At 24.0% G+C, this 20,556-nt stretch carries 22 protein-coding genes and 1 tRNA gene; 12 read left to right on the top strand and 11 right to left on the bottom strand.

Features of this window, described 5'->3' with window-relative positions; all coding sequences use genetic code 11:
• Nucleotide 1: 1 nt before the first annotated feature.
• From DDW03_RS00420 to DDW03_RS00435, 4 genes are read right to left on the bottom strand one after another with little or no spacing between them, the layout of a single operon-like run.
• Complete coding sequence (locus DDW03_RS00420) at nt 2–748, bottom strand: nucleotidyltransferase domain-containing protein (protein WP_228615087.1); 747 nt, start codon at nt 746–748, stop codon at nt 2–4.
• Between the two features lie 9 nt (nt 749–757).
• The gene (gene pheS, locus DDW03_RS00425; protein WP_228615088.1) at nt 758–2,158 is read right to left on the bottom strand and encodes a phenylalanine--tRNA ligase subunit alpha; all 1,401 of its coding nucleotides are present in this window, start codon (nt 2,156–2,158) and stop codon (nt 758–760) included.
• On the bottom strand, nt 2,148–3,806 hold the full coding sequence (gene pheT / locus DDW03_RS00430) for a phenylalanine--tRNA ligase subunit beta (RefSeq protein ID WP_228615089.1): 1,659 nt from the start codon (nt 3,804–3,806) through the stop codon (nt 2,148–2,150). The genes pheS and pheT overlap by 11 nt, the downstream gene beginning before the upstream one ends.
• Nucleotides 3,806–4,066 carry an eS26 family ribosomal protein gene (locus tag DDW03_RS00435; RefSeq protein ID WP_228615090.1) on the bottom strand — a complete coding sequence of 87 codons (261 nt, stop codon included), beginning with the start codon at nt 4,064–4,066 and terminating at the stop codon, nt 3,806–3,808. The genes pheT and DDW03_RS00435 overlap by 1 nt, the downstream gene beginning before the upstream one ends.
• Nucleotides 4,067–4,186: 120 nt before the next feature.
• Between DDW03_RS00435 and serS the strand changes: the two genes are divergently transcribed.
• Nucleotides 4,187–5,773 (top strand): serine--tRNA ligase, encoded by a 1,587-nt coding sequence (gene serS, locus DDW03_RS00440; protein WP_228615091.1) that lies wholly within the window; start codon nt 4,187–4,189, stop codon nt 5,771–5,773.
• Here the strand turns inward: serS and DDW03_RS00445 are convergent.
• The 3 genes from DDW03_RS00445 to DDW03_RS00455 form a co-directional block, all read right to left on the bottom strand.
• A tRNA-Cys gene (locus DDW03_RS00445) sits at nt 5,772–5,845 on the bottom strand. The genes serS and DDW03_RS00445 overlap by 2 nt on opposite strands.
• A 3-nt stretch (nt 5,846–5,848) precedes the next feature.
• Nucleotides 5,849–6,466, bottom strand: a complete 618-nt coding sequence (locus tag DDW03_RS00450) for a 2,3-bisphosphoglycerate-dependent phosphoglycerate mutase (RefSeq protein ID WP_228615092.1) — start codon at nt 6,464–6,466, stop codon at nt 5,849–5,851.
• Between the two features lies 1 nt (nt 6,467).
• Nucleotides 6,468–6,785, bottom strand: coding sequence for a DUF2250 domain-containing protein (locus DDW03_RS00455; RefSeq protein WP_228615093.1), 318 nt, complete (start codon nt 6,783–6,785; stop codon nt 6,468–6,470).
• Nucleotides 6,786–6,818: 33 nt separating this feature from the next.
• Between DDW03_RS00455 and DDW03_RS00460 the strand changes: the two genes are divergently transcribed.
• From DDW03_RS00460 to DDW03_RS00470, 3 genes are read left to right on the top strand one after another with little or no spacing between them, the layout of a single operon-like run.
• On the top strand, nt 6,819–7,433 hold the full coding sequence (locus tag DDW03_RS00460; protein ID WP_228615094.1) for a hypothetical protein: 615 nt from the start codon (nt 6,819–6,821) through the stop codon (nt 7,431–7,433).
• 22 nt (nt 7,434–7,455) lie between these two features.
• Nucleotides 7,456–8,754: a tRNA (N(6)-L-threonylcarbamoyladenosine(37)-C(2))-methylthiotransferase gene (locus DDW03_RS00465; protein ID WP_228615095.1), complete on the top strand. Its 1,299-nt coding sequence runs from the start codon at nt 7,456–7,458 to the stop codon at nt 8,752–8,754.
• A 60-nt stretch (nt 8,755–8,814) separates the two neighbouring features.
• Nucleotides 8,815–10,458 (top strand): 2-oxoacid:acceptor oxidoreductase subunit alpha, encoded by a 1,644-nt coding sequence (locus tag DDW03_RS00470; protein ID WP_228615096.1) that lies wholly within the window; start codon nt 8,815–8,817, stop codon nt 10,456–10,458.
• A gap of 58 nt (nt 10,459–10,516) precedes the next feature.
• Here DDW03_RS00470 and DDW03_RS00475 read toward each other — a convergent pair whose 3' ends face one another.
• Nucleotides 10,517–10,984 carry a pyrimidine dimer DNA glycosylase/endonuclease V gene (locus DDW03_RS00475; RefSeq protein WP_228615097.1) on the bottom strand — a complete coding sequence of 156 codons (468 nt, stop codon included), beginning with the start codon at nt 10,982–10,984 and terminating at the stop codon, nt 10,517–10,519.
• A gap of 113 nt (nt 10,985–11,097) precedes the next feature.
• Here DDW03_RS00475 and DDW03_RS00480 point away from each other — a divergent pair, with 113 nt between their 5' ends.
• The 4 genes from DDW03_RS00480 (at nt 11,098) to DDW03_RS00495 (ending at nt 14,390) form a co-directional block, all read left to right on the top strand.
• Complete coding sequence (locus tag DDW03_RS00480; RefSeq protein WP_228615098.1) at nt 11,098–11,466, top strand: hypothetical protein; 369 nt, start codon at nt 11,098–11,100, stop codon at nt 11,464–11,466.
• Between the two features lie 102 nt (nt 11,467–11,568).
• Nucleotides 11,569–12,210 (top strand): transcriptional regulator, encoded by a 642-nt coding sequence (locus DDW03_RS00485; RefSeq protein WP_228615099.1) that lies wholly within the window; start codon nt 11,569–11,571, stop codon nt 12,208–12,210.
• Between the two features lie 156 nt (nt 12,211–12,366).
• The gene (locus DDW03_RS00490) at nt 12,367–13,362 is read left to right on the top strand and encodes a hypothetical protein (RefSeq protein WP_228615100.1); all 996 of its coding nucleotides are present in this window, start codon (nt 12,367–12,369) and stop codon (nt 13,360–13,362) included.
• Between the two features lie 20 nt (nt 13,363–13,382).
• The gene (locus DDW03_RS00495; protein WP_228615101.1) at nt 13,383–14,390 is read left to right on the top strand and encodes a hypothetical protein; all 1,008 of its coding nucleotides are present in this window, start codon (nt 13,383–13,385) and stop codon (nt 14,388–14,390) included.
• A 14-nt stretch (nt 14,391–14,404) separates the two neighbouring features.
• Here DDW03_RS00495 and DDW03_RS00500 read toward each other — a convergent pair whose 3' ends face one another.
• Both DDW03_RS00500 and DDW03_RS00505 read right to left on the bottom strand, forming a co-directional pair.
• The gene (locus tag DDW03_RS00500; protein WP_228615102.1) at nt 14,405–14,836 is read right to left on the bottom strand and encodes an EamA family transporter; all 432 of its coding nucleotides are present in this window, start codon (nt 14,834–14,836) and stop codon (nt 14,405–14,407) included.
• Nucleotides 14,837–14,990: 154 nt separating this feature from the next.
• Nucleotides 14,991–15,623: a mechanosensitive ion channel domain-containing protein gene (locus DDW03_RS00505; RefSeq protein WP_228615103.1), complete on the bottom strand. Its 633-nt coding sequence runs from the start codon at nt 15,621–15,623 to the stop codon at nt 14,991–14,993.
• A 235-nt stretch (nt 15,624–15,858) separates the two neighbouring features.
• Between DDW03_RS00505 and DDW03_RS00510 the strand changes: the two genes are divergently transcribed.
• The 4 genes from DDW03_RS00510 to DDW03_RS00525 all read left to right on the top strand — a co-directional run bounded on the left by DDW03_RS00510 (nt 15,859) and on the right by DDW03_RS00525 (nt 19,241).
• The gene (locus DDW03_RS00510; RefSeq protein ID WP_228615104.1) at nt 15,859–16,002 is read left to right on the top strand and encodes a hypothetical protein; all 144 of its coding nucleotides are present in this window, start codon (nt 15,859–15,861) and stop codon (nt 16,000–16,002) included.
• Nucleotides 16,003–16,044: 42 nt separating this feature from the next.
• Nucleotides 16,045–17,250 carry an ATP-binding protein gene (locus DDW03_RS00515; RefSeq protein WP_228615105.1) on the top strand — a complete coding sequence of 402 codons (1,206 nt, stop codon included), beginning with the start codon at nt 16,045–16,047 and terminating at the stop codon, nt 17,248–17,250.
• Nucleotides 17,251–17,320: 70 nt separating this feature from the next.
• Nucleotides 17,321–18,343 carry a hypothetical protein gene (locus DDW03_RS00520; protein WP_228615106.1) on the top strand — a complete coding sequence of 341 codons (1,023 nt, stop codon included), beginning with the start codon at nt 17,321–17,323 and terminating at the stop codon, nt 18,341–18,343.
• Nucleotides 18,344–18,389: 46 nt separating this feature from the next.
• Complete coding sequence (locus tag DDW03_RS00525) at nt 18,390–19,241, top strand: hypothetical protein (protein ID WP_228615107.1); 852 nt, start codon at nt 18,390–18,392, stop codon at nt 19,239–19,241.
• A 192-nt stretch (nt 19,242–19,433) separates the two neighbouring features.
• Here the strand turns inward: DDW03_RS00525 and DDW03_RS00530 are convergent, their stop codons facing one another.
• Nucleotides 19,434–20,222, bottom strand: coding sequence for a hypothetical protein (locus DDW03_RS00530; protein WP_228615108.1), 789 nt, complete (start codon nt 20,220–20,222; stop codon nt 19,434–19,436).
• Between the last annotated feature and the right edge of the window lie 334 nt (nt 20,223–20,556).

The raw sequence follows: 20,556 nt of genomic DNA on the forward strand, positions 1-20,556 counted from the left end.
TTTAAACATTTAATTTTTCTTTATATTTTTCAAATTCTTCTAAAAATTCTTTTAATAAATCTAGATCAATATTCTTAACTTCTCTATGCTCTATTTTCTTCATATATTCATAAACTTCCTTATAATAATTATAAACTTCAGAAGAAATTTTTCTTTTTCTCTTTAATTCCTCAAATTTTTTTAATATATCTTCTGGACCATATATATTTATATTATTTTTAATTAAATAATATTGAGAAATTGTTACAACTGAATTATATAAACTTTCAAATGCCTTTATTAACATTAAATTAGCATAATTTATTCCTTCTTCAGCTCTTTTTTTCATTATTTCTAAATATTCTGGTGATGTTTTTATTAACCCATTTTCTAGCATTTTTTTAAGGGAACCAAAAATTCCTGCAGGATCTATTATTGGTTCACCCTTTCTTAATATATCTAAAACTAATGGATCTCCATTTAGTATCATTTCCCAAAATTTTGATAATGTTAATGTTGTTACATGGATTTTTTTATATTTTTCATCTGCTAATAGTTTATTTAGATTATCAAAATAGAAAGGAACTGTTATATTTAGATCATTTGCATATATATCATCTACTATTATTAATAAATCAATATCAGATTTTTCACTTTCTTTATTTTCTGCATAAGATCCAAATAAAACAATTGATTTTACCAATCCATCAACTTTTTCAATTAAATCTTTTGAAAAGTTCAATATTATATCATTAAAATTATTATCCATAAAGAATATTTATTCTTGCAATTTTTTAATATTTCTAGTATGTAATTCCCTTATATCATTAATATTCAAATATATTGTTGCAAGTCTATCAACACCAAGACCCCATGCTAATACAGGATAGTCTATATTAAATTGTCTTAATAATTCTTCCCTAAATACACCTGCACCTCCAACTTCAATCCATCCCAATTTTGGATGTTCAGCATATACTTCAACTGAAGGTTCTGTAAATGGAAAATATGCTGGATAGAATTTTATATTTTTTGCTTTTACTACATTTAATACTAATTCTTTTAATATTCCCAATAAATCTAAAAATGTTAAATTATCATCTAAAACAATTCCTTCAAGTTGATTAAATTCAATAAAATGTTTAGCATCAATTGTATCATATCTAAATACTTTTTCTATTAAAAAATATTTACCAGGTTTTTCTGCATTTAATAATGTTCTTGCAGATATTGCAGTATCATGTGATATTAACATAGTTCTTTTTGAAATATTTTCATCGAATACTCTAAAATATTTTAATTGTGTATTTTTAACATTTTCAAATAATTCTCTCGGAAAATCTTCTATATATTGTATATTTTTAATATAAAATGCATCCATTATTGAAATATCTCCTGCAGGGTGATCCTGTGGTATAAATAAAGAATCCAGATCCCAAAAATGTGATATTATCATACTATATTTATCCATTTCTTTAAACCCCATTGATATTAGTTCTTCTCTTATTTTATCTAAAAATTCTAAATATGGATTATATCTTCCAATATTTTCTTCCTCAATATTTATTCTTATATCATAGGGTCTGAATTTCTTATTTTTATATATTTTTTTATCAATAACTTCCTTGGTATATTTTTCAATATATTCTTCTGGTTTATAATTTTTCAATATTTCTTTTCCTTTATCATTTATTTTTGCATAATAAATTGTTTCTTCTTTTTCTTCAATAATTCCCTTTCTTCCTTTAAATAATTTTATTGTATTTTCATCAATATTTTCCAAATATTTTTCATATGTTTCTATATCTTTAATATATATTACTTTCCCATTTTCAATTTTTATTGCCCCATTTTTTCTTAAGAATCCCAAAGAAAAGGATAATTCATCTTTATCAAAATATTTATTTAATTCTTCTAAATTTATTTCTTTCTTTTCCTTTAATAAATTTAATAGTCTTCTTTCAGGTAATCCTTCCTTTAAATATTTTTTTCCAATTTCAGTTAATTCATATCTCTTTATTTTTTCTTCTCTTAATTCTATTAACCCTTTTTCTTTTAAAAATCCCAAAGTTCTTAATACTTTATATTTATCAACATTTAATTCATTTGAAATCTCATCTAAACTTTTCCAATTATCATTTAATACAGATAATACTTTATATTCAATTTCAGATATCATATTTAATATATTTCATCAATTCTTTTATGCTTATTTCAAAACCAGTTAATGGATATTTTATACCCAATTTTTCTAATATATTTGGATCTATTTCTCCAATCCATCCAATATTTTCATTATTTACAAATATATCTCCTTGTCTTCCGTCTATTAAAAATTTATGATTTGAATTTCTTATATCGAAATCAATTATTAATTCTTTAAATAATCTTTTTAATACTTTTAATGAATCATTTACGGAAACTTCATAATCAGAATAAATATATAATAAATCTAAATCTTCAATAATTTTATTATTTTTAATATATGAAATTCTATTTAGTTCAAATATTTTTGCAGGAAATTTTAATTCATTATTTTCAGATAATAATTGTAAGAATGATGATAATAAATATACTCTAATTGAATTATAAGATGAAGATACTGGATTTATTAATTCAATAATTTCTCTATCCTCATTTAATAAATTATTTATATCCTTATTAGATAGTATTGGAGTATATATTTCTATACACCCCATATTAACCATAATCTTTCTTATATTATTCATAATCTTCCTTTCCTTACTTAACCCTCCCTTTGTATATATTTTAATTTCTCTAGGTTTTAAATTATTATATCCATAAGAAATCAATATTTCTTCAATTATATCATATTCAGATAATATATCATTTCTATAATTTAAATATTCAATAATTAATTTATTATTTTCAATTTTTGCATTCATTCTTTTTCTATTTAAATATTCAACAATTTTATTATTATCTATTTCTATTCCCAAATATTTTTTAATTTTATTTAAATCCATTTCCTTTTTAATAATTTTTAATTCTGGTGTTTTAATTTTTTTATCTGGATATATTACATTAATTGAATATATTTCTCCTCCAAAATCTTTTAATGTTAATACAATTACATTTAATGCTAATAATATTTTTTCTAAATCTGTACCAGAAACATCTATGAAAATATTCTTTGTATTAATATTTAATCTTCCAATTTTATTTGAATTTATTATTGGTGGGAATGAAATAATATTATTATTCGAATCAATTAATATTGGATATTTATTATATTTATTTAAGATATATGAATATTTTTTACCAGCTTCTGTATTTTCTAAAATTTCTTTCAATGATAATTCTTTATTGAATCCCAAAGGAATAAATTTTGTTTCAGGATCCGTTAATTTATAATAAACAGGAAATTTAATTAGATCAAAATTATGTGTACCAATTGCAACTTTTTGTCTATTTCTTCCAAAAGATTGCGATATTTTTTCTTGTAATTGTATTAAATCTTTTAATCTATCTTCATTTAATTCTACATTTTTAACAACTGCACCAACAATATAGGGTCTTACATTCAATATTTCTTTATCAACAATTAAATCATAATTAGAATCTTTTATTTCAAATTTTGGAATACCTGTTTCAATATTTAATATTCCTTTTAATTCTCTTGCAATTCCAGTTATACTATATAGATCAATTCTATTAAAATCCTTTACTTCAATTTTTGCATTATTTCCTTCAATTTCATCTAATTCACATTTTATATTTAATAAATATTCATTTAATTCATCTTCAGATAAATTTTTATTTAATAGTTTATATAATTCATTTAAAGATACATCTAAAACAACCATTACACTTCAATTCCCAATTTCTTTAAAATTTCTTGTTCTTTATTTTTATTCTTTATATCTTTCTTAGAAATTCCCCTATACCTTGCACATGCAGGACAAATATATATTTTTATCGGACTCGATAAAATTAACGTCGGACTCTGTTCTCCAGAAACATCAGGCTTAAGTTTTGGTGAAATTGTTAGTTTAATTGCCTTATCCAATCTCACCATTCTGCCACAATAATAACAAGGTACATATTCGTACTTCTTATTCTTCATTGTTTTATATTATTTGATATTATCATATTAGCCATAAACGTATATTATTAGCATAAAATTTTTAATCTTAAATATTTAAAAGGATAAAAATTTATTAATTTATAATGGCATATCGGTCAGATGGGGTTTCCAGTTGATATAGATTTTTTAAGGAACAATGTAGAATTATATAAAGAAACATTTAGAAAGAGGGGTTTAGATGAAAGTATTGTAGATAGAGCAATTGAATTAGATAATAAGAGAAGAGAATTACAAAGAGAGTTAGATAAATTAAGATATAAGAAAAATCTATTATCAAAGTTTTATGGATCCGTTATTCAATATCTAAATGGAAAAATAGATAGAAATACTTTAATTAAGACAGCAATAGAAATTGGATATGATATACATGAAGGAAATGTTTCAGAAGAATTATTAAATAAATTAAAAGAAGATATCAAAGATTTAGATGAAGAAATAAAGAAAAAAGAAGAGGAATTTAATAATGTTGAGAATAATTTAATAGATCTATTATGGAATTTTCCAAATTTATTATCAAAAGAAGTTCCCGTTGGAGATGAAAGTAAAAACACACCAGTAAGATTTTGGGGAATTCCCAGGGTATATGATATAAATTTATTTAAAGAACAGACTGAAAAGTTTGGATGGAAAATTGTTGAATTAAATGAAATATTAAATAATAGAGAATATGAAAAATATATAAAAAATAGGGAACTACTTGAAGAATTAAATAAAATGTTAAATGATGAAGAAGATTTTAAAGAAATAAATTTCAATGATGTATTAGACTTTGATAAATTAAATAATGATAAAATAGTAGTATACAAAAAGGTAAATCATGAATTAAAACATCAATATGATATATTAAAAGAATTTAATTTAGCAGATACAGATATTGCGGGAGAAGTTTCTGGTTCTAGATTTTACTTTGAATTTAATATATTATCTTTATTAGATTTATCATTGAGTATGGAAGGTGTAAAATATATGATAAATAAAGGTTATAGATTTACAATACCACCATATATGTTAAAAAAGGATATATTGGAAGGAATAATAACATTGGATGATTTTGCAGATATGATGTATAAAATTGATGGAGAAGATTTATATTTGATAGGAACTGCTGAACATCCAATAACTGCATTATATTATAATAGAATTATTGAAGAAGAGCAATTACCAATTAAAATTGTTGGATGGAGTCCATGTTTTAGGAAAGAAGCAGGTGCACACGGTAAAGATACAAAGGGATTATTTAGATTGCATCAATTCCATAAAATTGAACAATATATATTTTGTAAACCGGAAGATTCTGAAAAATATCATAGAGAATTAATAAGAAATGCAGAAGAATTTCTAGAGAAATTAAATATATCATATAGAACAGTTATAATTGCATCAATGGATATGGGCAAGAGAAATTATAAACAATATGATATTGAAGGATGGTTCCCAGGACAAAATAAATATAGGGAATTAATATCTGGATCAAATGTAACAGATTGGCAGTCGAGGAGATCAAATATTAGATATAGAAAAAAAGATAATAGTTTAGATTATGTACATACATTAAATTGTACATTATCTGCAGTACAAAGAACATTAACATGTATAATAGAAAATAACTATGACTATAAAAATAATAGAATATTAATACCTGGAATATTAAGGCAATATGTTGGAAAAGATTTTATAACAAAATAGCCGCGGAGGGGATTCGAACCCCTGATAAGAGGGTCTGCAGCCCTCCCCCTTAGGCCCCTCGGGCACCGCGGCATATTAAATTTTTAATATTCTTTTATTATAAAATTTCTTACTATTTATATCATAATCATATAAAATTGGTACTGCAGGTTCAATTTCTAAATTTAATATTTGTTCTTCATTTAAATTTTCAATATATGAAACAATCGACCTTAAACTATTACCATGTGCAACAACCAAAACATTTTTATTTAATTCTAGGTCTCCCTTTATTGCTCTTTCAAAAAATGGTATAGTTCTTTTTTGTGTATCTTCTAAACTTTCCCCATTTGGAGGTCTTACTTTTAAACTTCTCCGCCATAATTTTACTTGTTCTTTTCCATATATTTCTGCAACTTTATCCTTATTTAATCCCTGTAAATCACCATAATGTCTCTCATTTAAGCTAACATCTTTTATTACTGGTATATTATATCCTAATGTTCTTATAATAATTTCTAAGGCTTCAATTGCTCTTGATAATAAACTTGTATATGCAATATCAAATTTTATATTTAAACTTTTTAATATTTCTCCAGCCTTTTTTGCCTGTTCTCTTCCTTCATCTGTTAATGGTACATCCACCCATCCAGTAAATCTATTTTCTTTATTCCATAAAGATTCGCCATGTCTTATTAAACATAATACTGGCATATTAGTTATTATCTCTTAAATACTTATATACTTGTTTTCCCAATAATGTTAATTTATAATATGTATGATGCATTCTAACTTGAAATTGTTTCTTTAACCTTGCTTTCGTTCTTTTAACAGTTTTACTATGTACTTCTTCAATTAATCCAATCTCTTTTAATTCTTCTAATATCTTATTTACCTTATTAATATCGATTTTTGTATATTTTGATATATTTTTTGCATAATCTAAATTCGCAATCTTTAAGTGATTTAGAACTTTAAAATAATCTGGATCGTCCTTCAACATTTTTGCCAATAATTTTATTTCTTCTGACATATATTTAATAATTCTGAAAAATGTATATGTTTTATGAATCCAAAAAATGATCCTGAAAAGAAACATTTTTATACATATTGTATAAACGAAAAGGATTATATAAAAAAGGGAGAAAGAGTAGAAATGTTTATATTTTATGAATATATAGAGAAGACATTAAATGAATTTCCAAAAATAAATGATGATATTTTTGAAATAATTAGACTATTTTTAAATAATATATATTTATTAATAGCTAAACCAGAAGAAAATGAAAAATATTTAAAATATGCAGTATATATTGAAGAAAAGGCAGAAGAATTGGAAAAAATTGGTAGAGAAAAAATAAGAAGTTTTGTAGATTTTTCAGATATAGATAATGATGAAATCAAGAAATTAAATAATTTAAGAATAAATATAAGAATATTAGAAGATTTGTTTTGGTTAGTAGTTAAAAATAAAGAAATACCAGATAATGGTCTATATTTAGTTATACCACATTTCTTAAATGTATCATCAAAATATGTATTTTATTATATTGTGGTTAAATATTATGATGAATTAAAACCAATTAAAAGATTAGATATTATTGAAGTAAAATATAATGAAGAAAAATATAGAGAATATTTAAATAAATATAAAAATAAAAGGCTAGATGAATATATATAAAAATTTTTGAAAAAAATTGATTATGAAATTTAGTGTAATTACTTTGGGATGTACATTAAATAAAGCTGAAGGGGATATAATGAAAAATATACTAATTAAAAAAGGATATGAATATACAGAAAACCCTGATGAAAGTGAAATATTAATAATAAATACATGTACTGTCAAAGGACCGACAGAATCAAAAGCAATAAAATTAATAAATAAATATAAAGACAAAAAATTAATTTTAGCTGGCTGTTTAGTACAACATCAACCAGAATTATTTAAAGGATATCCATTAATTGGTTTAGATCATATAGATGAAGTAGATAAAGTTTTAGAAGATTATTTAAATGGAAAAATAGATGTACTAATTGATAGAAAAAATATAAATAAATTGTTATTACCTTCTGTAGATCAACATCCAATAAAAACAATAATATTACAGGAAGGATGTTTATGGAATTGTTTATATTGCGCTACAAAATTGGCAAGAGGTAATGCAAAATCATATCCTCCAGAATATATTTATAAAGAAGTAAGAGATGCAAAATTAAAGGGATTAAAAATTATATATTTTACTGGAACAGATCTGGCAACATATGGTTATGATTTAAATATTGATCTAGCAGATTTATTATTTGGATTAAAAGATATTAAGGGAGAATATTATGTAAGGATTGGAATGGCAAATCCTGGAATTTTAAATAAATTTATTGATAAATTATTGGAATCTTATAATAATGAAAATATATTTAAATTCTTTCACATACCTGTTCAATCGGGATCAAACAATGTATTGAAAACAATGGGTAGGGGATATAGTATTGAAGATTTCTATGAATTAGTTGAAAAAATAAGGAAAAGATATTATGAAGGAACAATTGCAACAGATATAATTGTTGGATATCCAACAGAAACTGAAGAAGATTTTAGAAAAACATTAGAATTGGTTGAAAATATAAAATTTGATATAATAAATATATCAAAATATTGGCCAAGACCAAAAACATTATCATATAAATTATATAAACAATTACCTGGTCATATTGTAAAGGAAAGATCTAGAAAACTAAAAATTATATTTAATAAATATGCATATGAAAGAAATAAAGAGTGGTTAAATTGGGAGGGATATGCAGTTGTAGAATCAAAGGGAAAATATGAAAATACGTGGATTGCTAGAAACTATGCATATAAACAGATTATAGTAAAATCTGATAAAAATATTTTGGGAAAGACAATAAAAGTAAAAATTAATAATATTACACCAATTGATTTGAGGGGGGAATTGTTAGAAATAAAGGAAGAAAATCTATTAGAAAAAACATTATATTGATAATTTACTACTAATTTGGTAAAATATTATCTTAAATATGCTATAGTTTACTAAAAAATAATGGTAGACCTAAATATTTTAATAGGTGGTCAGGCCGGTCAGGGAATTGATTTTGCTGCAGATATAATATCAAGGGTATTCATTAAATTGGGGTATAATGTATTTAATTATAGATGGTATATGAGTTTAATTAGGGGAGGACATAATTATAATATTGTTAGTATATCTAAAGAAAAAATATATTCACCATATTTTGAAGATTTTGATTATATAATTGCATTTGATCAAAATACCATAAATTTACATAGTAAAAAATTAAAAGAAAGTGGATTAGTAATTGGACCAAAAAATGTTGTATATAATAAAAAAATTGATATAGATTTAGACTATTACTATAAAAAATATAATGTTAATAAAAAATATGAAAATACAATTATATTATTGGCATTTTTTAAATATTTAAATATAGATAAAGAAATAGTTAAGGATGTACTTGAAAAAAGAATAAATGATCCTGAAGAATTAAAATTAATTGATATAATTTATAATGATTTAAATATTAATAGTAAAGAAAATATAGAAAAAAGAATATATAAGAAGCAATTTTATTTATCTGGTTCTGAAGGAGTTGCATTGGGAGCAATTGCTGCTGGTTTAGATATATATATTGCATATCCAATGACTCCAGCATCTCCAGTTTTACATATTTTAGCATCCTTAAGGGATAAATATAATATTGTAACATACCAACCTGATAGTGAAATTGGTGCAATTAATATTGCTCTAGGCGCATCTTATGCGGGTGCAAAAGTAATGGTTGGATCCTCAGGAGGTGGTATAGATTTAATGGCAGAGGCAATTAGTTTATCAGGTATGTCAGAAATTCCCTTAGTAATTTACTGGGCTCAGAGATATGGACCTTCAACAGGTATGGCAACGCATACAGATCAATCAGATCTATTAGAAGCATTAAATATTGGTCATGGAGAATTTCCTAGAATTGTTATTGCACCTGGAGATCCTGCAGAAGCTTTTGAAAGGACAATTGAAGCATTTCATATTGCATATAAATTTAATAATCCAGTAATATTATTGTCAGATCTATTTTTAGGGGAATCTAAAATGAATTTTGATTATATATATGTACCAAATATAGAAATATCAAGATATATAGATTTAGAACCTCCAAAGAATTATCAAAATTATAAAATAAATGATCAAGGTTATCAATTAAGGGCGATACCTGGTTTTGATGCAATTGTAAAAGCTTCATCATATGAACATGATGAATTTGGTATAGAAACAGAAAATCATGAAATTGGACAAAAAATGAGTGAAAAGAGAATGAGAAAATTAGAATCAATTGAAAAAGAAGTAAAAGAATTTGAACCATATCAAATATATGGAGAAGGAAATAAGTTAATTGTTTCTTGGGGTTCGAATAAGATGCCAATATTAGAATCATTAAAATATTTGAAAGGTTGGAAATATTTGCATATATCTTATCTATCTCCATTTCCAAAAGAAATCAAATATTTGTTAGAAGAATCAAAAGAAATAGTGTCAGTTGAGCATAATTTAACTGGGCAATTATCAAAATTAATAAGACAAGAATTGGGAATTGAAATTGAAAATAAATTATTAAAACATTCTGGAGAACCATTTTCGGTCAAAGAAATATTAAGTTATATAAAGAATCTATAAATATAAAATATTTTTAACATTTATTATATTTTGATTTATTGTATTTATCAGATAATTTTTAAAGATAAAACTTATTTTTCCTTTTATTTAAAACTTTTTTATCTTTTTCCCATTCTTCAATATCTCCATCAATAATATAAAATATTGGGTTTGGTTCTATTATTTTTTCATTTTTTATTTCTTCATATTTTTCTTTATCTCTTACTTTAAGCTTTTCAAGCAAATGTTGAAATTCGAAATTTATTTGACCAATTGTAACTGGCATTTTTAACTTTAAATCATACTTTATTATTTTATCTTTATTAAAATCATATCCTCTTCTTTTTCCTTCTAAATAAACATAATATAAATAAGTTCCTATATATAATATTGGATCTTCTGTTCTCTTAAATCTTATTAATTGTGGATGATTTTTATATCCTTTTGTTTTTCCTAACAATACTTTTTGAGCTAATAAACCTTCTCTCCATAAACCTAAAAGACCAGGTTTGTCCAAATATTTTGGATGTAAAGACCAAAGTCTCATTTTATTTTAAATTAGATAATAAAGGTTTTTAGATATTGGATTAAATAATATTATAAATTGAATTGACTACTCATTTTCGTATATTTTATAAAACTTTATAACAAAGTTATAAGATGGAATCAAAAGAAATAATTGGTTGGATTGGGATGTTATTAGCAACTTTTTGGGCTGGAGTACATATATTAGGAGCAGGAGCAGTGGCAGTAAATGTATCTCCAATACTTGGAGCATTTGTGGGAATGTTTGTAGCATTATCTATAATATCTGGATTAGTATTCTTATTAAATTGGAAGAAATATTATTTGCCAAACATTATATTTTGGATAATAATGCTAATATTATTATTTGTAGGATATGTTGAATATATTAGAGGAGGTAATATAAATGCTTTATTTACAAATGTATTTGCTGAGATAGCATTAATAATAGATATAGTAGAAATATTATTGGCACTTGCTATCTGGAAAGTTGATAACGAATAATTTTTTAATACATTTTATTTCATAGTTTATATTTATTTTTTCATAATTAATATTTTATCCTTTTTATTTGATTTATAAAAATTAATTTACAACTATATTGTTATGGTAGATAATGTTTCTACACAACAATCTGAAAAAATAGATATAGATTTTAAAAGTGTACCATTAAATCCTTTAGGAAAGAACGATATAAAAAAATTAGAAACATTTTTAATTATAGGTACTTTATACAGACCAGAAATATTAGAATTAATAAAAGATCCCAATGAAAGATCTACATGGATTGATAGTTTGACAATCGCGGCAGCAGCTTATGCGAGATATAAAGCAGGAATGCCAATAAGTCTAATTGCAGATGAATTGGGTAGATCTGAAGAAACCATAAGAAATCATATTAGTGGAAAAACTAAGGCAGGTTCTCTTATAATAGAAACTTATGAAAAGATAAAGTCAGGGCAATTAAATCTAATTTTGTCATTTAGTAGTTCTAATAAAGAATTAGATGAACTAAAAAATCAATTAAAAAATCTTAAAGAAGAAATTGAAAAATTAAAAATGGAAAGGGATGAACTAAAAAATATAATAAATAATAAGGAGGAAACAATAAAAAGTTTACAAATAGAAATTGGTAGAATAAAATCTGATTTAGATAAAATTAGTAGAGAAAAGGAGGAAATAATTAATAAATATAAATTACTACAAAATAAATTATTGGAAATTAAAAGAATATTAGAAAATATTTAATAAGTTTTTTATTGAATATTTATTCATTAATACCTTTTATTTCTGCATAAAATTTTGTAGAATTTTTAAATGCTATTAGTATATAAATATATTTATTATTATCAAGTGACTGTTGGAATAGAAAAATTTATAAAATATTTTTAATAATATTATTATATGGATTTCCCAGATTCCGTAGATCATACTAGAAGGAAGGCTATAAAGGCTATATTGCTTTTGACTTTATCGTCGGCTTTCAAACTGACAGGTAAGCTAGCTGGTCAAATAGTTGGTGAAGTTCTATCCGAATATGTAGGAAAATCACCAAGAGATTTAGAGGAGATATTATTTAGAAATAACGATATACAATTTATACCTTTAGAAGTAACAGATGCAAAAGTATACTATGCTCCATATATAACATTACATAATCCTTTTACAGAACAAAAATTACAAATCGAAATTCCTCTAATAGACAATGTTGCATATCTAACAGTATATAATCCTTCTACAGAACAAAAATTACAAATTGCACTTCCTAGTCAATCTGTATCAAATAGAAATATTAATGTAGGAAATCTCTTATCGGCAATAAAATCTCATAATGAAAAGTATGGAACTAATTATCGACTTTATCTAGTATTGGGAAAAGAAAATTTAAGTCAAGTTGTTCAACAAAATAATGGTATATGGTATTTATTAAATCCACAAATATATTATAAAAATGGTATATGGTATTTACTAGATCCACGAATACGTTCTAATATATTAATCTCGGATAGAGGATGGCAAGATGTATATAATGCATTATTGAATCTCTTGAATGGAAACGCTACAGTTGTAATGCCAACTTTGTATCAAGGTCCATATTCAAACAGTCTTTGGGGATGGATTAATGGTATTGGTAGGGTAGTAACAGTATATCAAAGCGGACAGCAAGTAAATAGTGTAGAAAATTACATTAACTTGGCTGATTATATTCTCGGAACTCCAAATAATCCGAATCCAACAAGTCAAGGAATTTTGAATGTAGATACTATTGCAAATGTACAACAGGTAGGTGTCTATAATAGTGGTGGTAATCAATATCCAGTATATGGAGTAAATGATTATTATGGTACATATATAGTGTTAATACCAGACCAAGATAAGCCCCTCTTTTCAAATTTGTAAATTTTTTATATTAAATAATAATGGTATATATAAATGGGAGAGATTTTTTGAAATTAGCATTAGGATTGGCTGGAATTGCTGTTTTAACATTAACTTTTAAATATGGAATAAATAATATTTTATATCAAAACTTTTCAAATAATCCGAATAATCCACAATATATATTTTGGAATGTTCCATGGGGACCTGGCAATGGAACTTATAAATTATTGAATCCTTATTTTCAAAGTAATTCTCCTATTACGGAAGGTGTTATAGTAACTTTTGATAATTATTATAATCATTCCTTAGATCGAATATTATATTTATATGAAAATAATATAAATAAAAAACCAATTTATATAAACTTATTTGTTACAACTGATAGAGATAATATTACAAACTTATCACAATATGATCAAAATATTAAAGAATTTTTAGAATACTTATCAAATATTACTAATGGTGGAGAAAATATTATTATTGGATTTAGCGAAATTGATAAAGCTCCAATAGAACAGTTAGCATATTATTATTCTCTAATGAAAAATTATTTACCAAAAGCAAAATTATTTTATTATGTAGATATTGGAAATTCAACAAGAATAGTAGAATTATATAATTATTTGTTAAATAATTATGGAATAAAATTGGATATGATTGGTTTAGAAGTATATGGAACTTATAATTATAATAATGGAAATATTTCGATGAGTGAATATATGATAAATATTATTATGCAATATAAGCAATTTGCAGATGAAAATAATATTAAATTTTTTATAGGTGAATTAGGATTTAGAAATGGAGATTTAGAAGGTTATATAAGTTCTGGAGGTCTTGGATATTGGAATGGTCCTTCTGAACAAGGATATCAGGCTACAATAAGATATTATGAAGATATAATTAATCAATTACATGAAATGGGTATAGATATAATTGGAATATATAATTGGAATGGGTATAATGGTGATCCTTTTGGACTATGGAATAATCCATATGTTAATAATTTAATAAATTATATGATTAGCAATTCTAATTATAATTAAAAATTAATAAAATCTCATATAACCAATAATACTAAAGCAATAAACATTAATATACTAGCAATAACTTTTTTAATCGTTAATTCTTCATTTAATATTATAATACCAAGTAGAACAACAAATAAAAAGCTGGATCTATCTATTATGCTAACATTACTAGCTTTTCCAATTTTTAATGCATAAAAGAAGGCAATCCAGGAAATAGAACCAAATAGAGCACTTAATATTACAAATATATAATCTTTGTTAGACAAATTAAATAGGTTATTTATATTTCTAACTTCCAATATAAATATAATAAATATAATAATTGTCATAATAATTGATCTTAAGGTTGTTACTGTAATAGAATTTAGTCCTTGTAACCCAATTTTAGCAAATATAGTAGAAAAAGCTGCAAATATTGCTCCTACTAAAGAATATATAAACCAAGTTGGTATTGAAACCATATTCTATTCAAATCTTTAGAAATTTAAAAAAGTTCTAAAATGAATATTGATTTGAGTTATTTGAAGAAATAGAAAATTATAGAATAATTTTAGGATATAATTTAGAAAAAATATTTAGACAATAATTCAGAAAAATTTATAAAATATATATAGATTATTTCTGCTCATTATTTTTCTTTTTTATTACTATCTTTTGTGAAATTATCATATTATTTGGAATTAATACTATATTTCCATCAGCTCTCAATGCTTTTGTAAACATTGCATTTATTTCTATTACTTTTATATCTGTTTCTCCAGCTACATCTATGACATCTCCTATTTGAAATGGTCTACTTAATAATAAGAATATTCCAGCAATAGCCTGACCTAAGACTTGCTGTGTTGCAAAACCTATTACCATACCAATAAAACCACCTAATGCTACTCCTGCAACACCACCACCAACTGCACCAGCAATACCTGCAAATAGACCACCAATTCCTAAAATTTTTATTAAACTTCTTATTGCAGAAGCTGTAGATTCTCCATACTTTGGTTTAAATATTGCATAAAACATTGATGCTACTGAAACTATTACAAACCATCCAAATATAATCAGTACAAGGATAATAGCATATATCGAATAATTCTCCAATCCTAAAATTGCGCTAATACCTGTCATACTATATAGCATTTGTAATCCTCCTGTAAAGAACCACTGTACAATCCCCATAGCTACTACAAATATTACTGAATATATAATAACTTTGGTTAGAGCTTTTCCCAAAGAATCTTCGTTTGCCATTCTTATAACTTTAATATAATATTTAAAAAGCTTTTTATTGTAATACTCAATTAAATTTTTCATTAAAAAATCTCAAATTATTTTCATAGATTAAATATTTTTTAATTTTTATATTGGTATCTTTGAAATTTTTATTGATTATATTTTATGAAAATAATGAAAGAATTTCATTTTAATGGAACAGAAAAATTTATCTTAAGATATGATAATTATGTATTAAAATTTAACTTTAATAATGAAAAAGATTTATTTGAATTTAGTATCTCCAAAAAATTCTACATATTATCATAAAGCAAATAAGATTATTAATCATTTAATTTCAGTTCTTGTAACTTATAAATGTAAAAATGAAAGTACTCGAATACTATTAGAAGTATAACTTCTAATGATTTATAAATATATTAGAAGTATAAATTCTAATATGAATGATGAATTATTATATTACTTTAACCCATGGTATATTAATCAAAAAGATATAGTAATAGAAAGATGGGAAAATATGAAAATAAGATGGATACCTGAATGGTTAAAAGATATTTCTTTAGAACCCTTTTCACTAAATTTTATCATAGGACCTAGACAGGTTGGTAAAACAACAGGAATAAAATTACTAATAAATAAATTATTAGAAAATAGAGATCCTTGGTCTATATTTTATTATGATTGTTCAAATTTAACAAATTTTGAAGAATTAAAAAAAGTAATTGATTATTATTTAAAAATAAAAGAAAAAAGAAATATAAAAACATCATATATTTTCTTAGATGAAATTACACATGTAAATGATTGGTGGAGAACAATTAAATTATATATAGACATAGGAAAATTTAAAGATGATGTCATAACTATTACAGGTTCTTCCTCTATAAAATTAAAAGGAGAAGTAGAATTATTCCCTGGTAGAAGAGGAAATGGAAAAGATGTATATGTTTATCCATTAAGTTTTAGAGAATATTTAAATATAAAAGGAATAAAAATAGATAAATATGAAAATATTTTAGAAGGAATGAATAATTTATCAGGTTTAGAACCAAAAATATTTAAAGAATTTGAAAATTATCTAGAAACTGGCGGGTATCCCTTATCAATAAATGGTTTTAAAGATGCAGGTTTTCAAATTATAAGCTCTATAGAAAATGAAATTTTAAGGTCTGGAAGAAATATTGAATTATCTAAAGCAATTATATCTACTATTTTATCTAAAGCCCCCTCTCCTTTATCTTTTTCATCAATAGGAAAGGAAGTTGGGGTCTCTTATAAGACTGTTGAAGATTATATAGAAATCTTTAGAAGATTATTTATATTAGATTATGCTCTATTTAAAGAAAAACAAATAATTTGGAGAAAAGAAAGAAAATTTTTTATATTAGATCCATATTTAGCAAAATCTTTAAGTTTATGGACTAATACAAAATATTTGGATAGCGTATCATATGAATGGATTATACAATCACATTTAAAAAGAAGATTTGGAGAGGTATTTTATTATAGAAATAGTTACGAAATAGATGTTATTGCAGGTAATTTAAAAATGGAAATTAAATCTAAAAGAGCTCATAAAAATTATCCAAAAGATGTAATAATTCTAGATGAAAATAATTTACCATTATTTTTAGCTGTTATATAATATTTTAAATTATATAAAAAGAAGTTTTAAGTAATAAAAATTTATAAATTTCTTCTGTTACTATATATTAATGGTAGTAGATAATTATGGTTTGGATTTGGATAAAATTATAATAGAATCTTATAAAAAGTCTAAAGAATATCTTAAAAGAGCTGGTATAGAAATTAATAAAGATATAAGATTAAGAGTATTAAAATCTTCAAATTTATTACAGGAATTATACGATATGATAAAAAAATATGATATATATGAATTAAAGCAAGAGCTCAACGAAATTGGTAAAAGTTTATTGGAACGATTATCTAAAGATGATGTATATATAATAAATGAGAAAAATCTTAGAGAATTTTATATAGGTGAGATATATTTATTAAAGCAAAAATATAATACAGATGATATAAATGAATTAAATAATAAGATACTTAAATATATTGTACTTCCTATTATAAAGAACGAACGTGCTGATGGATTGAGCGTATCACAAACAGAAGAAATTTTCATTGTAGAAGATCGATTAAAAAGACATATAGATGAAACATTAGAATCAAATAGATCCGATTCTATAAATATAAATGGACCATCTATTATTAGAGTAAAATCACCACTATCCGCGGTCATATCTACTCCCTTATATACAGAGGAAAAAAATATAGAAAAAGATTTAACAGAATTTTATACTATTAATGTTACATTTCATGAAGAAGGACATCTTTTTGATAATAGAAAAAGATGGGATGATGCAGAATTTTTAGCTTCTGCTTTACAATATATAATGTACATTGATATGAATGATTTATTAAGATATCCAGAAACGCATAAAATCGTAAAAGAAAATATAATAGAATGTAAAAAATACGTGGCGATATTTGCAGTCTTGGGCTATCGTATGGTTGTTGGAAATCTTCCACAAAGTCTGCTAGAAGCTGCTAATGAACTTAGAGGAGGAGCTCCTTATGAGTTGGGAGAATGTTATGCGAATATTATTATAGATAGAAATAAAAATCTAAATATAAAAGATGCTGTAGAAGAAGTTAAAAATTTATCTGTATTACACGCTATAAGAGAAATTATACTTTATGAGCCTAAAGGATAATGAAATATATTTTTGAATGTACTAAATTTTGAAATAATAAAAATTTATGAACTTCAGATACTATTATATAGTAATGTCAGAAGACAAATTGGCTGATATTATAAAAAATAGTTTTGAAGAAGCTATAGAATATTTCAACAAGAATGGTATAAAAGTTGAAGGACTAAAATTAACAATACTAGAGTCTCCAGAATTGTTAATACAGAAATATGGAAAAGATAAAATAAATGAAAATACTGGCGGAACGTATGATCCAGGAGCAAAGGAAATTTATATTATAAAAAATCATATAAAAAATTTTGCAGATAAAGTTTCGAAAAGTATGAATGAAAGTTCTATTGGTAATCTATTTACAATATCACGTAACGAAGTATTATGGCCAGTATATAAAAATGATAATGATATAGAAAAAGCTATAGCAAAAGCTGATGCAGAATCAATATTAATTCATGAAATTGGACACCATATAGTTGGTAGCGGTGACTGGAAAACTTCTTTTGTTGAGTTTTTAGTATATTTCTATAAAAATGAATTATATAAATATCCTGAAGTGTATAAAATTATGGAAAGAAATACAAAAAAATGTAAAAAAATTTATACAAGAAAAAATCCACCATCCTATTTACCTTATTCTTTAGGATACTGTTTTGCAAATGATCTTATATATGCTTATGAATATATATTAAATAAAAACAAAGAATCTCCTAAATTAAATATTAAAGATATGATAGAAAAATTTAAACATTTCTCTGAAGAGGATGGTATAAAAATAACTAAAATGGTTAATACATTACTAAAAGATTATATAAATATTAAAAGTATGCTCAATATAAAAGCCAATATGTTAAGTTGCTTATTAGAAAAGTTACCTAATATAATGGACAATATAAATTCATGAAAAAATTCAATAAATGAATGATAGAAATATAAAAATTAGAGAAATTTAATATCTATATGGTTTATAACCAATTAAAATAAATAAATATAATACAAAGCGTATTAGTTAAAATTTCTGTTTTTATAATAAATATTTTTAATTAAAAAATATTATTTTAATGATAGGCTTTTTTAGTCCAATATTACTTTAATGTTATGGATATGCTGTGCCATTTTTTAAAAACTGCTCCAATCTCTCTTTAGGATGATCACTAATTCTAGTATCTTCATTAGATAAATTATATTTAACTATCTTAGCATTGAGTAAATCATAGGCTTCTAGTTGTTTAGTATTCCAATCATAAGATAAAATTATATTTGGATCAGGTACTATAGTCCTCCCATCATCAATTTCTTTTAATGTAATAAATGTATAAATTGATGATGGGTCATGTAATAAATAATCTAAAATTCTCTCGTTTTCTGATAACCAACTTCTAGATACTGCAAAAATTCGGGTATGTCCTGTATCTTCAGCATCTCTCCATCTATCATCACGAATTTTGCTCCAATACGTCCTTTCTATAAAATCACTTATATTTTTAATGTAAATTTTATTTTGATTGGGATCTTTTGTCTTTATATTCATTAACATATCATTTACTATTTTCCCTATATCAGGAATGCATGCCTGTGCAGTGAAATATGGCGAGTATCTGACGAATACTCCTTTTCTTTGTTGATTTTCTTCATATGGTTCTGGATATGTATATATGTATATTCTACTTATTTCATATTTTCCATCTAAGTAAGTATCTACTTGTGGGTTTATTGGCATTCCATTTTTTTCAAAAATATTTATAAGTTCTTTATAATATGGTAGGGAACTAACGGGCATATAAATAGTTAGCCATTTATGTCTTGTGTTAGGATAATCAAAGAGAAAAATTTTTATTCCACCCACTTTTCCACTTATTAACATACTTTGAAAATCAGCGTCCATTAAAAGATTCTTTATTTCTTTTGAAAATGGGGTATGTATTTTTATTCCACTTATTGGATATGGACATTTGCTCTCTGCAGCCTGTGCTAGTTCTTTATCTGCTATAACCGCAAGGGAATCATCGTGTTGAAAAGGTGTAAGTCCATATATTCTAGCAAGATCTTGATAGTATTCTGCTATTTTAGTATATTCCTTTACCCCCCTTTTGATGGGGTCGGAATACGTTTTCTAATCTTCGGAATAAGTCTTCTAGTCCCATATAGAATATATTTTTTGAAAGATTTTTAAATATTATGTTTATAGTATCTACATACTAATAGGATAAGTAAATTTT

The organism is Candidatus Nanobsidianus stetteri (genome assembly GCF_003086415.1).
Classification (GTDB): Archaea; Nanobdellota; Nanobdellia; order Nanobdellales; family Nanobdellaceae; genus Nanobdella; species Nanobdella stetteri_A.

Coding starts and splice junctions, on each gene's coding strand:
- DDW03_RS00420 (WP_228615087.1), bottom strand. CDS start 748: ATGGATAATAATTTTAATGATATAATATTGAACTTTTCAAAAGATTTA.
- pheS (WP_228615088.1), bottom strand. CDS start 2,158: ATGATATCTGAAATTGAATATAAAGTATTATCTGTATTAAATGATAAT.
- pheT (WP_228615089.1), bottom strand. CDS start 3,806: ATGGTTGTTTTAGATGTATCTTTAAATGAATTATATAAACTATTAAAT.
- DDW03_RS00435 (WP_228615090.1), bottom strand. CDS start 4,066: ATGAAGAATAAGAAGTACGAATATGTACCTTGTTATTATTGTGGCAGA.
- serS (WP_228615091.1), top strand. CDS start 4,187: ATGGGGTTTCCAGTTGATATAGATTTTTTAAGGAACAATGTAGAATTA.
- DDW03_RS00450 (WP_228615092.1), bottom strand. CDS start 6,466: ATGCCAGTATTATGTTTAATAAGACATGGCGAATCTTTATGGAATAAA.
- DDW03_RS00455 (WP_228615093.1), bottom strand. CDS start 6,785: ATGTCAGAAGAAATAAAATTATTGGCAAAAATGTTGAAGGACGATCCA.
- DDW03_RS00460 (WP_228615094.1), top strand. CDS start 6,819: ATGAATCCAAAAAATGATCCTGAAAAGAAACATTTTTATACATATTGT.
- DDW03_RS00465 (WP_228615095.1), top strand. CDS start 7,456: ATGAAATTTAGTGTAATTACTTTGGGATGTACATTAAATAAAGCTGAA.
- DDW03_RS00470 (WP_228615096.1), top strand. CDS start 8,815: ATGGTAGACCTAAATATTTTAATAGGTGGTCAGGCCGGTCAGGGAATT.
- DDW03_RS00475 (WP_228615097.1), bottom strand. CDS start 10,984: ATGAGACTTTGGTCTTTACATCCAAAATATTTGGACAAACCTGGTCTT.
- DDW03_RS00480 (WP_228615098.1), top strand. CDS start 11,098: ATGGAATCAAAAGAAATAATTGGTTGGATTGGGATGTTATTAGCAACT.
- DDW03_RS00485 (WP_228615099.1), top strand. CDS start 11,569: ATGGTAGATAATGTTTCTACACAACAATCTGAAAAAATAGATATAGAT.
- DDW03_RS00490 (WP_228615100.1), top strand. CDS start 12,367: ATGGATTTCCCAGATTCCGTAGATCATACTAGAAGGAAGGCTATAAAG.
- DDW03_RS00495 (WP_228615101.1), top strand. CDS start 13,383: ATGGTATATATAAATGGGAGAGATTTTTTGAAATTAGCATTAGGATTG.
- DDW03_RS00500 (WP_228615102.1), bottom strand. CDS start 14,836: ATGGTTTCAATACCAACTTGGTTTATATATTCTTTAGTAGGAGCAATA.
- DDW03_RS00505 (WP_228615103.1), bottom strand. CDS start 15,623: ATGGCAAACGAAGATTCTTTGGGAAAAGCTCTAACCAAAGTTATTATA.
- DDW03_RS00510 (WP_228615104.1), top strand. CDS start 15,859: ATGAAAAAGATTTATTTGAATTTAGTATCTCCAAAAAATTCTACATAT.
- DDW03_RS00515 (WP_228615105.1), top strand. CDS start 16,045: ATGAATGATGAATTATTATATTACTTTAACCCATGGTATATTAATCAA.
- DDW03_RS00520 (WP_228615106.1), top strand. CDS start 17,321: ATGGTAGTAGATAATTATGGTTTGGATTTGGATAAAATTATAATAGAA.
- DDW03_RS00525 (WP_228615107.1), top strand. CDS start 18,390: ATGAACTTCAGATACTATTATATAGTAATGTCAGAAGACAAATTGGCT.
- DDW03_RS00530 (WP_228615108.1), bottom strand. CDS start 20,222: ATGGACGCTGATTTTCAAAGTATGTTAATAAGTGGAAAAGTGGGTGGA.